15 protein-coding genes are annotated in these 14291 nt (G+C 59.3%); 9 read left to right on the top strand and 6 right to left on the bottom strand.

All coding sequences use genetic code 11. The features are described 5' to 3' along the window. Positions 1 to 28: 28 nt before the first annotated feature. From KHQ24_RS03595 to KHQ24_RS03585, 3 genes are all read left to right on the top strand, one after another. Complete coding sequence (locus tag KHQ24_RS03595; RefSeq protein WP_004885662.1) at positions 29 to 697, top strand: helix-turn-helix transcriptional regulator; 669 nt, start codon at positions 29 to 31, stop codon at positions 695 to 697. Then, entirely contained in the window at positions 687 to 1487 is an 801-nt protein-coding gene (locus KHQ24_RS03590) for a PhzF family phenazine biosynthesis protein (protein ID WP_017899034.1), read from the top strand. Before KHQ24_RS03595 ends, KHQ24_RS03590 begins: the two co-directional genes overlap by 11 nt. A 624-nt stretch (positions 1488 to 2111) precedes the next feature. Next, a complete protein-coding gene (locus KHQ24_RS03585) occupies positions 2112 to 2330 on the top strand; it encodes a YgdI/YgdR family lipoprotein (RefSeq protein ID WP_004885657.1) in 219 nt (72 codons plus the stop codon). 53 nt (positions 2331 to 2383) lie between these two features. On the opposite strand, the gene KHQ24_RS03580 is transcribed toward KHQ24_RS03585, so the two are convergent. Next, complete coding sequence (locus KHQ24_RS03580) at positions 2384 to 3079, bottom strand: GNAT family N-acetyltransferase (RefSeq protein ID WP_017899033.1); 696 nt, start codon at positions 3077 to 3079, stop codon at positions 2384 to 2386. Between the two features lie 205 nt (positions 3080 to 3284). Between KHQ24_RS03580 and KHQ24_RS03575 the strand changes: the two genes are divergently transcribed. The 5 genes from KHQ24_RS03575 (at position 3285) to KHQ24_RS03555 (ending at position 8349) form a co-directional block, all read left to right on the top strand. Further along, positions 3285 to 4853, top strand: coding sequence for an ABC transporter substrate-binding protein (locus KHQ24_RS03575; RefSeq protein ID WP_087771307.1), 1569 nt, complete (start codon positions 3285 to 3287; stop codon positions 4851 to 4853). Positions 4854 to 4973: 120 nt separating this feature from the next. Further along, complete coding sequence (locus KHQ24_RS03570; RefSeq protein ID WP_211777124.1) at positions 4974 to 5996, top strand: ABC transporter permease; 1023 nt, start codon at positions 4974 to 4976, stop codon at positions 5994 to 5996. Beyond that, positions 5996 to 6829, top strand: a complete 834-nt coding sequence (locus KHQ24_RS03565; RefSeq protein ID WP_004885647.1) for an ABC transporter permease — start codon at positions 5996 to 5998, stop codon at positions 6827 to 6829. Before KHQ24_RS03570 ends, KHQ24_RS03565 begins: the two co-directional genes overlap by 1 nt. Continuing rightward, positions 6822 to 7658, top strand: a complete 837-nt coding sequence (locus KHQ24_RS03560) for an ABC transporter ATP-binding protein (RefSeq protein WP_023319923.1) — start codon at positions 6822 to 6824, stop codon at positions 7656 to 7658. Before KHQ24_RS03565 ends, KHQ24_RS03560 begins: the two co-directional genes overlap by 8 nt. Further along, positions 7645 to 8349 carry an ABC transporter ATP-binding protein gene (locus KHQ24_RS03555; RefSeq protein ID WP_064178050.1) on the top strand — a complete coding sequence of 235 codons (705 nt, stop codon included), beginning with the start codon at positions 7645 to 7647 and terminating at the stop codon, positions 8347 to 8349. Before KHQ24_RS03560 ends, KHQ24_RS03555 begins: the two co-directional genes overlap by 14 nt. A 507-nt stretch (positions 8350 to 8856) precedes the next feature. Here KHQ24_RS03555 and KHQ24_RS03550 read toward each other — a convergent pair. Then, positions 8857 to 10194 carry an aspartate aminotransferase family protein gene (locus KHQ24_RS03550; protein WP_064188092.1) on the bottom strand — a complete coding sequence of 446 codons (1338 nt, stop codon included), beginning with the start codon at positions 10192 to 10194 and terminating at the stop codon, positions 8857 to 8859. Positions 10195 to 10374: 180 nt separating this feature from the next. Between KHQ24_RS03550 and KHQ24_RS03545 the strand changes: the two genes are divergently transcribed. Then, complete coding sequence (locus tag KHQ24_RS03545) at positions 10375 to 11139, top strand: SDR family NAD(P)-dependent oxidoreductase (protein ID WP_048323300.1); 765 nt, start codon at positions 10375 to 10377, stop codon at positions 11137 to 11139. 53 nt (positions 11140 to 11192) lie between these two features. Here KHQ24_RS03545 and KHQ24_RS03540 read toward each other — a convergent pair whose 3' ends face one another. From KHQ24_RS03540 to KHQ24_RS03525, 4 genes are read right to left on the bottom strand one after another with little or no spacing between them, the layout of a single operon-like run. Next, complete coding sequence (locus KHQ24_RS03540) at positions 11193 to 11954, bottom strand: amino acid ABC transporter ATP-binding protein (protein ID WP_004151676.1); 762 nt, start codon at positions 11952 to 11954, stop codon at positions 11193 to 11195. Further along, a complete protein-coding gene (locus KHQ24_RS03535) occupies positions 11947 to 12612 on the bottom strand; it encodes an amino acid ABC transporter permease (RefSeq protein ID WP_004885631.1) in 666 nt (221 codons plus the stop codon). Before KHQ24_RS03535 ends, KHQ24_RS03540 begins: the two co-directional genes overlap by 8 nt. A gap of 14 nt (positions 12613 to 12626) precedes the next feature. After that, a complete protein-coding gene (locus KHQ24_RS03530) occupies positions 12627 to 13268 on the bottom strand; it encodes an amino acid ABC transporter permease (RefSeq protein ID WP_002893187.1) in 642 nt (213 codons plus the stop codon). Positions 13269 to 13315: 47 nt separating this feature from the next. Continuing rightward, a complete protein-coding gene (locus KHQ24_RS03525; protein ID WP_023319919.1) occupies positions 13316 to 14167 on the bottom strand; it encodes a transporter substrate-binding domain-containing protein in 852 nt (283 codons plus the stop codon). Positions 14168 to 14291 lie beyond the last annotated feature (124 nt).

Genomic DNA, 14291 nt, shown 5'->3' with positions numbered 1-14291 from the left:
TGACCACGATTCCAGCAGAGGATCATCCATGACATCAGAGTACACACAGCAGGTTGCACAGATCGCCGGGCCGCTTGAAGCAGCCATGGACGCCATGGCGGGAACGTTATCAGCGAATCAGGAGGTGGTGTTGCATAATCTCACTACCCCAGAACATTCCATTATCAAAATTATTAACGGTCATGTTAGCGGCAGGGGTAATGGCGATCATTTATTAGCCGGTCCGGAAAAAGATACCGGTTTTGCGCTGCTTCTGCAGAAGACGAATAACAACAAGCCGAGAACCATAAGCGATTATAAAACCGTCACCGCTTCAGGGAAAACGCTCAATAGCGCATCGACAATTTATTACAGCGAAGAGGGATATCCGCTTATCGCCTTCTGTATTAATGTCGACCCCTCGCCTTTTGAGCAAATACGCAAGAGCCTTGACGCGCTGCTGCCATCGCCGGCGGAGGCCGCAGAGGCGGTCGATCTTAATTTAGGCGGATTGATCGATCAGTCAATCCAGGAAATCATTGATAAATATTCAGTGCCGGGTAAAAAAATACAAAAAGCGCAGCGTTTGAAAATTGTCGCTGAAATGCATACGAAAGGTATTTTTAAAATGCGCGGGGGCGTGCAGCAGGCGGCTCAGGCCCTGGGGGTAACACGATATACGGTTTATAATGACCTTGAGGTGATGAATGAAAAATAATTCACAGCAGCGCATTCGCTTTTATCAGGTCGATGCTTTCTCAAAAGGCCCCTTTACCGGCAATCCCGCCGCGGTTTGTTTGCTGGAGGCGTGGCCTGAAGATAGCGTGCTGCAGCGCATTGCGACGGAAAACAACCTGTCGGAAACGGCCTTTGTTGTCAGGCAGCCTGACGGTTTCGGATTGCGATGGTTTACCCCAGCCGTCGAGGTCGATCTCTGCGGTCATGCCACGCTGGCTGCGGCCAGCGTGCTGCTCAATCAACAAGCGCGCGATCGGGTGCGTTTTTTCACCCGCAGCGGCGCGCTGGACGTCACGATGCATGACGGAAAATATACCCTGGATTTTCCGCTGGTTGTTCCGTCACCCATCGCCGCGCCGCAAGGATTGTTCAAGGCGCTGGGACTGGCTGAAGACGCAGGTGAAACCTGGCAAGCCTCCGATATTATTGTCGTCATTGATGACGAAGCGCTGTTGGACGCGCTTAAACCCGACTTTAACGCCTTGAATGCCTTCAACACCCGTGGCGTGGTGGTCACCGCCGCATCACGGACCTTCGATTTTCGTTCTCGCTGGTTCGGTCCGCAGGTGGGAGTCAACGAAGATCCGGTCACCGGTTCGGCACATACTTTTCTGGCGCCGCTGTGGAGTGAGAAACTGGCGAAAAAAACGCTTCATGCCCAGCAAGGTGGCAACCGTAAGGGAGAACTCTTCTGCCACATCAAAGATAACGGACGTGTTGAACTCTCAGGCGAAGCCTGTCTGGTTATTGAAGGTACCTTTATTTTGTAAACCGACGAATCTATAGCTTATTTGCAAAATTATATTAGCTTAATGGCGAATTGTGATTCTCATCATCTTAAATAGGCCTCTTTAATATTTTGGTGAGAATCATTTAATAACGTCATCCGGGGTTTGCCGTTTCCAGCCCCGGAGCATTGATAATAACAGGCATTTCTTATCCGTTACGTGCGAAAAGATAATAAGCGTGCTGCCTGCGCAACAGAGTCTGCGGCAGGCATAGCCAGCTTCAGCCATAAAAATGAGATTTTTAATGTTGTGTTAGCCAAAAATGCCTGAACGGGTCTTTGAATGGTTATCACTGGAATCGTTACTTTAACTCTGGGTATTAAATAACAACTAGCAAGTCGTTCATCCCGACAATATTGCCGAGAACTCACCTCTGCCGGTGTCGGAATCGGGAGCACTGACAGGGCTAACAGAGAGAATATTATGTTAACAAAACCAGATGATGAATCTAAGAAAAAGGCCACGCCCCTTGAGCGTCGTATTGTGGTTATTACGTTAGTCGCCATGTTAATACTTTATTCGGTGTTAATTATGACCCACTTTCGATAACTGGTTAGTCTGTCATATTCTGCGGCCCACTGTGGCTTTCTTACAACAGGTAGCACAATGAAAAAGTTCGTTGCAGTATTCGGTTTGGCATTATTAACGTTCACCGTTGCGGGGTGTTCCAGCGATTATGTATTAGAGAAAAAAAATGGTGAGATGATTATCACCCACGGAAAACCGGAGGTCGATGACGATACTGGGTTAATCACCTATGAGGATATCGCGGGAAATGAACATGCCATTAACCGGGATCAAATTATTCAGATGATCGAGAAATAGCCTTTGTATGGGCAGAGCTGGCGTGATGCGCTCTGCCCATTCACTTTGCAGAGTTAGCGAAACGCCTCCAGGCGTTTGATCTGCTGCCCGTCGGCAGTAAAGTTTTCCGCCGCCAGCCACGCCCGCAGCGCCGCATCGCGCGCAGGCCACTCGCCGTCGATGATGGACAGCATATCGCTGTCGCGCGTCCGCCCTTTACGCACCAGCCTCTGCCGCAGACGTCCTTCCCAGCTAAAGCCCAGCCGTTCGGCGGCGCGGCGCGAGGCGACATTCATCGAATCGCATTTCCACTCCAGCCGACGATAGCCATGGTCAAAGCCGTTCTTCAGCAGCAGCCAGACCGCTTCGGTACCCAGCGGGGTGTTTTTCATCCGTCGCGACCAGGTGACATGGCCGATCTCAACCGTGCCCATTTCCCGTTCGATCGCCATATAGCTGACGATGCCCACCGCCTGCTCGCTATGGAGGTCAATCACCGCATACGGCACCAGGGCATCATCATTCACCTTGCCCGCGATCCAGTGGGCGGTCGCCGCCACGCTCTCCGGCCGCGTAGACGCCAGCCACGTCCAGTCGCTGTTGTCACCGAGCGCATAGGCGGCAAACAGATCCGCCGCATGACGGTCAACGTCCAGCGGCTCCAGTCGACAAAAACGGCCATTTAACGCCGTCCGTCGCAGGACTCGCGCCCCCTGCCAGCCTGGGACAAGGTCGTTCACCTGCTGGCCAAACTCATTGATTTCCGGCACACCCACCTCCTCGCAATAGACAATGCGTTATAGCAAGAAGCCCGCAGCGGAGAAAGGCGCTTCTGCGCGACCGGCAATAACCTGTCGTTCTTGATTATGCGTTTTTAGCATAAGAATATCCTTATTTTGACTTTACGCCTTTTCGCAAGCGGCCTAACGTAGCGAGGCATAAAAAATTAAAATAACCATTTTTCAGGGATTGCACATGACCAAAAAACTGTTGCCTTTACTGGTACTGACGGCGCTCTCCACCGCCGCGCATGCCGCCACGCCGCCCAACACGCTGGTGGTCGCCCAGGGTCTCGACGATATCGTCAGCCTCGACCCGGCGGAAGCGAACGAACTCTCCAGCATTCAGACGGTCCCCAGCCTCTACCAGCGTCTGGTGCAGCCGGACCGCAACAACCCTGAAAAAATCGTACCGATTCTCGCCGAAAGCTGGCAGGCCGATCCGGCGGCGAAAACCCTGACCATTAAACTGAAGCCGGATGCCAAATTCGCTTCCGGTAATCCGCTGCGCCCGGAAGATGTGATTTTCTCATACACCCGCGCGGTGACGCTGAATAAATCGCCAGCGTTTATTCTCAACGTGCTCGGCTGGCAGCCGGACAACATCGCCAGCCAGCTGAAAAAAGTTGACGATCATACCCTGACGCTGCACTGGACCGCCGACGTCAGCCCGGCGGTGGCGCTGAATATTCTCTCCACCCCCATCGCCTCCATCGTTGATGAAAAACAGGTGGCGCCGAACGCGAAAAATAACGACTTCGGCAACGACTGGCTGAAGATGCACTCGGCGGGCAGCGGGGCCTATAAAATGCGCATCTACCAGCCGCATCAGGCCATTGTGCTGGAGGCCAACGCCAGCTCCCCCACCGGCGCGCCGAAGATCAAGAGCATTATTATTAAAAATGTCCCCGACCCGGCTTCCCGCCGCCTGCTGATCCAGCAGGGGGATGCCGACGTGGCCCGCGACCTCGGCGCTGACCAGATAGCCGCCCTGCAGGATAAACCCGGCGTGAAGGTGCTGAGCATCCCGTCCGCCGAGCAAAACTACCTGGTGTTTAATACCGCCAACAGCGCCAACCCGCTGCTGAATAATCCGGCCTTCTGGGAGGCGGCGCGCTGGCTGGTCGATTATGAAGGCATCACCAAAAATCTGCTGAAAGGACAGTACTTTATTCATCAAAGCTTCCTGCCGGCCGGCCTGCCGGGGGCGCTGGAGACCAATCCGTTCACCTTCAACCCGCAAAAAGCTAAGGCTATCCTCGATAAAGCGGGCATTAAGGATGCCCACTTCACCCTCGACGTGGAGAACAAACCGCCGTTTATCACCATCGCCCAGTCGCTGCAGGCCAGCTTTGCCCAGGGCGGGGTGAAGGTGGATCTGCTACCCGCCGCCGGCAGCCAGGTCTATGCCCGGGTGCGCGCGAAGCAGCATCAGGCGGCGATCCGCCTGTGGATCCCGGACTACTTTGATGCCCATTCCAACGCCAGCGCCTTTGCATGGAACGATGGTAAATCCAGCACCGTGGCCGGGCTCAACGGCTGGCAGATCCCTGAGCTGAATAAAGCCACCCTCGCCGCGGTGGCGGAGCCGGACCCGGCGAAACGCCTCGACCTGTACAAAACGATGCAGGAAACCCTGCTGCAGCATTCGCCATACGTCTTTATTGACCAGGGGAAAACCCAGATCGTGGTGCGCGACAACGTGAAGGGCTATCAGCAGGGGCTGAACGCCGATATGGTCTGGTACGATAACGTCACCAAGTAAGCGGGTTATGTCACCGGGCATGGCGGCCTCGCCCTGCCCGGATGACCGTTTCGCCACCCGGGTCCGGTGGGCGTCGCGCCGCCGGGAACCATGTTGATATACCAGGAATTTCCATTTTCCATGCCATCGTTTTCCACTCATTTTACCCGCCTGCTGCAGGGGCTGTTTACCCTGCTGCTGACGCTGTTCGGGCTGCTGCTGGTCACCTTCGCGCTCTCCGCGCTGTCGCCGGTCGACCGCGTGCTGCAGATCGTCGGCGACCATGCCAGTCAGTCGACTTACGACCAGGTTCGCCATCAGTTGGGTCTCGACCAACCGCTGCCGGTCCAGTTCTGGCACTACCTGGTCAACCTGTCCCATGGCGATCTTGGCATCGCCAGCGCCACCGGCCAGCCGGTGCTTCTCGACCTGCTGGCGGTCTTTCCGGCAACCCTTGAGCTGGCGACCCTGGCGCTGATCGTCGGCGCGGTACTGGGCATCGTCGCCGGGGTGCTGTGCGCCCGTTACGCCTGTTCGCCGTGGGATCTGGCGGTGCGCACCTTTACCCTGTTGGGCAACTCGGTGCCCATTTTCTGGCTCGGCCTGCTGATGCTGGCCCTGTTTTACGCCCGGCTGCAGTGGGCGCCGGGCCCGGGTCGACTCGACGATATTTATCAGTACACTGTCGAGCCGCGCAGCGGTTTTGCGCTGATCGACACCTGGCTCTCCGGCGATACCGCCGCATTTAAAAATGCCATCGGCCATCTGGCGCTGCCGGTGCTGGTGCTGGCCTATTACTCGCTGGCGAGCATCACCCGCCTGACCCGCTCCGCCTGCCTGAGCGAGATGAACAAAGAGTACATTCTGCTGGCGCGGGCCAAAGGGGCCGGAGAGATGACGATTCTGCTGCGCCACGTCCTGCCCAATATCCGCGGCACTCTGCTGACGGTGACCGCCCTCACCTGGACCTCGATGCTCGAAGGGGCGGTGCTCACCGAAACCGTCTTCTCGTGGCCGGGGATCGGCCGCTATCTCACCACCGCGCTGTTCGCCGGGGATACCACGGCGATCATGGGCGGCACGCTGCTGATTGGCGTGAGTTTTGTGCTGATCAATAACCTGACCGACCTGCTGGTGCGGTTAACCGACCCGAGGGTGCGCTGATGCCGACTTATCTGTTTTTACGCCGTCTGCGCCGATCACCCGCCGCCTTCAGCGGCCTGGCCCTGGTGATCCTGCTGGTGCTGACCGCGCTGTTCGCCCCGTGGCTGGCGCCGCACGATCCCAACTGGCAGGATGCCGCCGCCCGTCTGCAGGGACCTGGCGCGGGGCACTGGCTCGGCACCGACAGCTACGGCCGTGACCTGCTGTCGCGCCTGCTCTACGGCGCCCGTCCGGCGCTGGGTCTGGTGGCGCTGGTAACCGCCATTACCCTGCCCGTCGGGCTGCTGGTGGGTATCCTCTCCGGCTACTATGGCGGGTGGCTGGAGCGAATACTGATGCGGTTTACCGACGTGGTGATGTCGATGCCGCGGTTGATCCTCGCCTTCGCGTTCGTGGCGATGCTCGGCCCGGGGCTGGTCAACGGCGCGCTGGCGTTAGCCCTGACTACCTGGCCGGCTTACGCCCGTCAGGCGCGCAGTGAAATTCAGCGCCTGCGCCATAGCGACTATCTCGCCGCGGCGGAGATGCTGGGCATCCGCGGCGGGCGGCTGCTGGTCGGCCATATTCTGCCGCTGTGTCTGCCGTCGGCAATTGTCCGGCTGGCGCTCGATCTGGCGGGTATTATTCTCGCCGCCGCCGGGCTCGGCTTTCTCGGCCTTGGAGCTCGCCCGCCGATGGCGGAGTGGGGAGCGATGATTGCCGACGGGATGCAGGTGATTTTCGACCAGTGGTGGATCGCTGCCATCCCCGGCGCGGCGATCCTGCTCGCCAGCCTGGCGTTTAACCTGCTGGGCGATGGCCTGCGCGATATTCTGGAGCCGCAACATGACTGACATCCGACTGACCGTGCAGGGACTCGCTGTCGACTACCCCACCGCCCGGGTGGTGGACAACGTCAGCTTCACCCTCGGCAACGAGCGGCTGGCGCTGGTGGGCGAATCCGGCTCCGGCAAATCAATGACCGCCCGGGCGCTGATGGGCCTGGTGCGCAAGCCCGGGATAGTGAGCGCCGAACGGCTGGAGGTGCTGGGGCGTGATGTGCTGACCCTTAGCGCCCGCGGCTGGCGCGAGCTGCGCGGCAACGATATCGCTATGGTGCTGCAGGACCCGCGCTATGCGCTGAATCCGGTGCAGTCCATTCAGACGCAGCTGGAAGAGGCGTTAACCCTGCATCAGCGTCTCAGCCGCCGCGGGCGCGCCGAGGCGGTCAAAGACGCTATCGCCGCCGTCGGTCTGGATCTCCCGGTCCTCAGCCGCTATCCCGGCGAACTCTCCGGCGGGATGGGGCAGCGGGTAATGATCGCCCTCGCGCTGCTCAATAACCCGAAGGTGCTGATAGCCGACGAGCCGACCTCGGCCCTTGACGCCCGCCTGCGCAACCAGATCCTCGAGCTGCTGGTGGAGCAGTGCGCGCAGCGGCAGATGGCCATGTTACTGATCAGCCACGATCTGCCGTTAGTGGCCGCGCATTGCGATCGCGTGCTGGTGATGTACCAGGGGAGACAGGTCGACGAGATGCCAGCGCGAGCGCTACCGACGGCGACGCACCCTTATACCCGCACCCTGTGGACCTGCCGGCCGAATGCGCATACTTACGGCCAGATGCTGCCGACCCTCGACAGAACTCAGGACTTTACGGAGACGGCCCATGGCGATCGTTAATCTTCAGGATTTACAGGTAACATTCGGCGCGAAGACGGCGGTCTCCGCCGCCAGTTTCCGTGTCGACGCCGGGGAAACCTTCAGCCTGATCGGCGCCTCGGGCTGCGGTAAATCGACGATTTTGCGCGTGCTCGCCGGATTACAGCGCGAATGGCGCGGCAGCGTGGATCTGCTCGGCCAGGCCATTACGCCGGGCGCCCGCTTTCAGGGCGAGCTGCGGCGCAACGTGCAGATGGTGTTTCAGGATCCGTATGCTTCGCTGCATCCCAACCATACCCTGTGGCGCACCCTGGCGGAGCCGCTGCAGATCCACGGCATCCGCGACGTTGCCTCGCGGGTGACCACCGCCCTTGAACAGGTGGGTCTGGCCGCCGACGCCGCGCGCCGCTATCCGCATCAGCTCTCCGGCGGTCAACGGCAGCGCGTGGCCATTGCCCGCGCCCTGCTGCTGCGCCCGCAGATCCTGCTGCTGGATGAGCCGACCTCGGCACTGGATATGTCGGTACAGGCGGAAATCCTCAATCTGCTAAACCGCCTGAAACAGGAGCACGGCATGACCTATCTGCTGGTCAGCCATGATGCCGACGTCATCGCCCATATGTCCGATCGGGCGGCGTTTATGGCGGAGGGCGTGATCCAGCGCTTTTTCGATCGCGACGCGCTGGTCAACGGAGAACACCGAATGAGGTGAAGTCAGCGGATGCGCGGTTGTTTTGTCGGGTGGCGCTTCGCTTACCCGACCTACGATTCGTGCGACCTGCCGTTAATTTACCCACTTGCGGCGACTGAAACTGCCGGGGCTGGCGGCCTCAAAATCGCTGAGACGTTCCCGGAAGGCCGGGGCAGCCCGCATGGATGCGGGCTGAGGGCCGTGTTTTGCAGGGACGCTGCCTCGGCCCGACCCGAAGCCTGCAGGGAAAAGTCGAAGGTACCGCGCAGCGGCGATTTTGCTGGCCGGAGCCCGGGGGTACAGGGGGCGGCGGCGACTGGCCGCCCCCTGTGCGCTCCCTGCGCCATGAATGACATAACGCAGACGATTAGCCGGGAGCGCAAACTACGCTGAAGCCACCGATAACATAAACAACCACCTGCAGTGCTTCCCCTCACCCTCGCCCTCTCCCGGAGGGAGAGGGAACCGTCCGGCTGGCGTTTAGGCCCGGCAAGCGCGCCGCCGGGGAACAGTATCCGGCCCCCTCCCCTACTTCGCCAGGCTGGCAAAGCGGGCGAATACCGCATCAAAAATCGCCAGCCCCTGCGCCACCTGCTCAGCAGTAATGGTGCACGGCGGCACCACGTGAATGCGGTTTTCCACCACAAAGGCCAGCAGTCCGGCCTCGGTTAAGGCCCCTTTGATCGCGGCCATGTCGGCGGCGGTCAACGGCGTTTTTTGTTTACGGCTGCTTACTAGCTCCAGCGCCTGGAACAGGCCGCGACCGCGCACCTCGCCGATAATGGCGTGCTTCTCCGCCAGCGCCTCGAGGCCGGGTCGCAGCACCTCATTGCCGATATAGGCCGCGTTCTCAACCACCTTCTCCTCTTTCATCGCGTCGATGGTGGCGACAATCGCCGCCATCGCCAGCGGATGGCCGGAGTAGGTCAGCCCCCCGGCAAAGAAGTGGTCGTCAAAGTAGCGGGCAATCGGCTCGCTAATCAGCACCCCGCCCGCCGGCACGTAGCCGGCGTTAACCCCCTTGGCAAAGGTCACCAGATCCGGCTCCACGCCATCCTGTTCGAAGGCGAACCAGCTGCCGGTGCGGCCAAAGCCGGCCATCACCTCATCGAGGATCAGCACGATGCCAAACTCGTCGGCCAGAGCGCGCACGCCCTGCATATAGCCTGCCGGCGGCACGAGGATCCCGGCGGTGCCGGGGATGGACTCCAGCAGGATCGCCGCGATGGCCGTCGGCCCCTCGCATTCAATGATCCGCCGCAGATGCGCCAGCGCGCGCTGGCACTCCTCTTCCTCAGTCGCGGCGTTGAACTCGCTGCGGTAAAGGTAGGGGTTGAAGAAGTGCACATGGCCGCGGGAGAACTCATTCGGCACCCGGCGCCAGTCGCCGGTGGCGGCGATCGCGCTGCCGGTGTTGCCATGGTAGGAACGATAGGCCGAGAGCACCTTGTCGCGCCCGGTATAGAGCCGCGCCATGCGAATCGCGTTCTCATTGGCATCCGCCCCGGCGTTGGTGAAGAACACCTTGCTGAAGCCCGCCGGCGCCAGGTCGACGATGCGCTTCGCCGCTTCGCCGCGGGCAAGGTTGGCGGTGGCGGGCGCGATGGTGACCAGGGTCTCCAGCTGCGCCTTCATGGCCGCCAGCACCCGGGGATGTTGATAGCCAATGTTGACGTTCACCAGCTGGCTGCTGAAGTCGAGCCAGGTATTCCCCTCATAATCCCACAGCTCGCAGCCTTGCGCCCCGGCGATGACCAGCGGGTTGAGATTGCCCTGCATCGACCATGAATGAAACACATAGGCGCGATCCAATTGCCGAACTTCGTCATTGCTTACCGCGACCTCGTTGTGAATTGCCAGCTTCATACCCTGCCCTCTCTCATGTCGTAGTGGTTGGCTTCATCATTGGCCGCGGCCGCGCAAATCGGATAGAGCCAGTGCGCGCAAAACGATGTGACACGGTGTCACATCCCCGCCCGTCGTCTGGCCCTGTGCCTTGCCGTCCGGCGTTTTTATAGTGAAGAGACAACCGCACAGGAGAATGAGATGGCAACGAGCAACGTAGTGTTTATCACCGGGGCGACCTCGGGTTTTGGCGAAGCGGCAGCGCAGGTGTTTGCCGACGCGGGCTGGTCGCTGGTGTTGAGCGGGCGCCGCTATCCGCGACTGAAGGCCTTACAGGACAGCCTCGCCGCTAAGGTGCCGGTGCATATTATTGAGCTTGACGTTCGTGACAGCGAGGCAGTGGCTGCCGCCGTGGCGTCGCTGCCCGCCGATTTCGCCGATGTCACCACCCTGATCAACAACGCCGGGCTGGCGCTGTCGCCGCTGCCGGCGCAGGAGGTGGCGCTGGAGGACTGGAAAACGATGATCGACACCAATGTCACCGGTCTGGTGACGGTCACCCACGCCCTGCTGCCGACGCTGATTCGCCATGGCACCGGAGCGAGCATTATCAATATCGGCTCGATCGCCGGACAGTGGCCCTATCCCGGCAGCCATGTCTATGGCGCCAGCAAGGCCTTCGTGAAACAGTTCAGCTATAACCTGCGCTGCGATCTGCTTGGCACCGGCGTGCGAGTCACCGATCTGGCGCCGGGGATTGCCGAGACCGAATTTACCCTGGTGCGCACTAAGGGCGACCAGGCGGCATCGGATAAGCTCTATCGCGGCACCACGCCGCTGAGCGCGCGCGATATCGCCGAGCAGATGTTTTATATCGCCACGCTGCCGGCGCATATGAACATTAACCGGGTAGAGGTGATGCCGGTGCGTCAGGCGTGGCAGCCGTTCGCCATCGATCGGGATTAAGAGAAGCCCGACGCTTCCCCTGCCGGCGCTGCCGGCAGGGGGGACAGGCCGGTCTAGCGGCTGCTTTGCAGAAACTGCCTGACGCGCTCGGAGTCAGGTTGGGTGAAGAACTTCTCCGGCGGCGCCTTCTCAATCAGCAGCCCCTTCTCCAGAAACACCACCTCATTGGACACCTGGCGGGCAAAATCCATCTCGTGGGTCACCACCACCATGGTGTAGCCCTCGGCGGCAAGGGCTTTCATCACTCCTAACACCTCGTTCACCAGCTCCGGATCCAGCGCCGAGGTCGGTTCATCGAAGAGGATAACTTCTGGCGACATCGCCAGTGAACGGGCGATCGCCACCCGCTGCTTCTGCCCGCCGGAGAGGGTGATCGGGTAGACATCGGCTTTGTGCGCCATGCCGACTTTCTCCAGTTGCTGCATGGCCATGGCCTTCGCCTCGTCCCGCTTCATGCCCTTAACGCGCAGCAGCGCCTCACTGACGTTTTGCTGCACGGTCAGATGCGGCCACAGGTTAAAACTCTGAAACACCATCCCCACCCGCTCGCGGATTTTGGCCAGCTGGCGGTGCGACATCGCCCGGCCGCGCTGTTCATCAATCCCCAGCCGCTGACCGCCGATATGAATTTCACCGCGGTCCGGCTGTTCCAGCCAGTTCATACAGCGCAGCAGGGTGGATTTTCCCGACCCGGACGAACCGAGAATACTCACCACGGTCCCCTTCTCCACCGTCAGGTTAATATCCCGCAGGACTTCCACATTATCGAACTGCTTGGAGACGTTTTTGACGCTTACGGCAATAGACTCAGGCATGGCTCATTCCTCGTTTGGCTCCCCAGGCGGTCAGGCGCTTAATCAGCAGTTCCAGCAGAATGCTGATCGCCCAGTAAAGCCCAATGGCGACGATAAAGGCGTTAAACGGAATAAAATAGGTCGCCTGGACGCTGTTGGCGGCGGCGGTGATCTCCTGAACGGTAATAATGCTCAGGAAAGCGGTGTCCTTCAGGCAGATAATCAGCTGATTGCCGATCAGCGGTAAGGCGGAAGAGACGATATTGGGTAAAATAATCCGCCGAAAAATGGCATAGCGAGAAAAGCCCTGAGCAATCGCCGCTTCAATATACCCGCCAGAAAATACCCGCCGCTGGCTGCGCAATATTTCAAAGAAGTAGGCGCCATGATAAATAATCAGGGCCAATAAACCGGCGGTCCACGGCTCCATGCTAATACCGAGCTGCGGCAGTCCGTAATACAGCAGATAGGCGAGGATCAAAAAAGGGATCGCGCGCATCAGGCTGACAAAGCCAATGATAACCCGGTTAAGGACTTTCTTTTGATATTCACTCAAATAGCACAGCGCAATACCGATAATAAGGGCCGCCAGGGCGGCGGTAATAAACAGTTCGAGGGTCGCGAATAACCCGGCAATAAAGCTATCGCGTACCGACCAGATAACGCCCCACTGATTCATAATACCTCCCGTTGCTAGCGCGCCAGGCGCCTGGCTTTCCGTTCCGCGATCCCCTGCAGCTTCAACAAACAGCCGATGATCGCCACATACAGCAGGCCGGCGGCGAGGATCGGCGACAGCGGCTCGTAGGTGACCGAGGAGATACGGTTGGTCACCCGGGTAAGATCCACCACGCCAATCACGGCGATCGCCGGGCTACCTTTGATCAAAAACGACATCTCATTGACCAGCGCCGGCAGGCTTTCGATCCACATCTGCGGCAGCATGATGTAGCGGAAGTAGGTCCAGCGGCGCATCCCCACCGACTCTGCCGCCTCCCGCTGTTCGCGCGGAAAGGTGCGGAAGGCGTTGCGCCAGATCTCAGCGTTAAACGCCGACGTGTTAAGCGTCAGCGCCACGATGGCGGCCACGTTCTTGTCGAGGTTAATGCCCATCGTGGGCAGGGAAAGGAACAGAAACAGCACCAGCGTCACCAGCGGCGTCGCGCGGGCCAGGCTGATATAGACCACCAGCAGCTGGTCGATAACCGGCAGACGCAGCATCCGCACCAGGGCGATCAGCAGCCCCGCCACCACCCCGAAGGCGATAGCGATGGCCGAAATCCAGAGGGTCGTCCATGCGCCTTCGATTAATAACTGCCAGGAAATTGCATCCATGAGGCCCTCCTTCTCAGCAACAGGCGGCGGTCGCCCGCCGCGGAACATTACAGACCGGCAAGCTTATGAAACTGTTCCGGGCTGGTGATCGCCTCGGTGGGCAGGTTGTCATAGGTTTCGCCGAACCATTTTTTCTGCAGCTCGGCGAGCTTGCCGGTCTCCTTCATGTGGTTCATAAACTTAGTCATATAGGCCAGCAGCTGCGGCGAGTTTTTCGGGATCGGCCACGCCATATAGCCAGGTCCGGAGACGGCCAGCCCTTTGGCGAAGACCTTCGGTTTGGCTTTCGCCAGGTCGTTCACCGAGATAACCACGTTAATCACGTAATCCAGCCGCTTATTCGCCAGGTCGGCGTAGGCTTCCGGATAGGAGGGGTACTCCACCACCGGTCCCAGCTTGCCGCCGGTCTTCTCCAGCATCGCCTTCAGCTCCGGCAAACGCGCCAGCAGCGCGCTGCCCGCCTGCACGCCCACTTTTTTGCCGCTGAGATCGGCAATGGTATTTAGCGAGGTATCGCCAGCGCGTTTGACAAAATAGTGCTGCGCAGAGGCCCACGGCGGGGTGAAATCAAAAACCTTCAGCCGCTCATCGGTAATAACCGCCCCGGTTAAGGCCATATCATATTGCCCGGTGGAGACAGCCGCTAATAATCCGGTCCATGGTAATATGCTCTGGTCGACATGAAATTTGGCGTATTTACGTAACTCCTCAAGCATATCCTTGTTAAAGCCATCGGCCTGGCCATTATTCATAAAGTTAAACGGCGCATAATCATCTTCCGTCGCCACTTTCAGGGTGCCGGATTTTTCTATTTCCGGCAGATCGGCCGCGACGGCGTGATAAGAAAAAGCAACCGTTAATACAGCGCTCAGACATATTGATGCCAATGATTTTTTCATTATTTCACCCCTGATGGATTGGCCAGACGGGTTCATTCCAGAACGCGAAAAGGTTTATGCAAAATAGAGGCCGGGAGGTTCCGGTCCACGGCGGCTGAATGCGTTTTTAATGTGGGAGCGTTTT

Source organism: Klebsiella sp. 54 (assembly GCF_018223875.1).
Lineage (GTDB): Bacteria > Pseudomonadota > Gammaproteobacteria > Enterobacterales > Enterobacteriaceae > Klebsiella > Klebsiella quasipneumoniae.
This window is presented reverse-complemented; position numbering and strand designations above follow the sequence as displayed.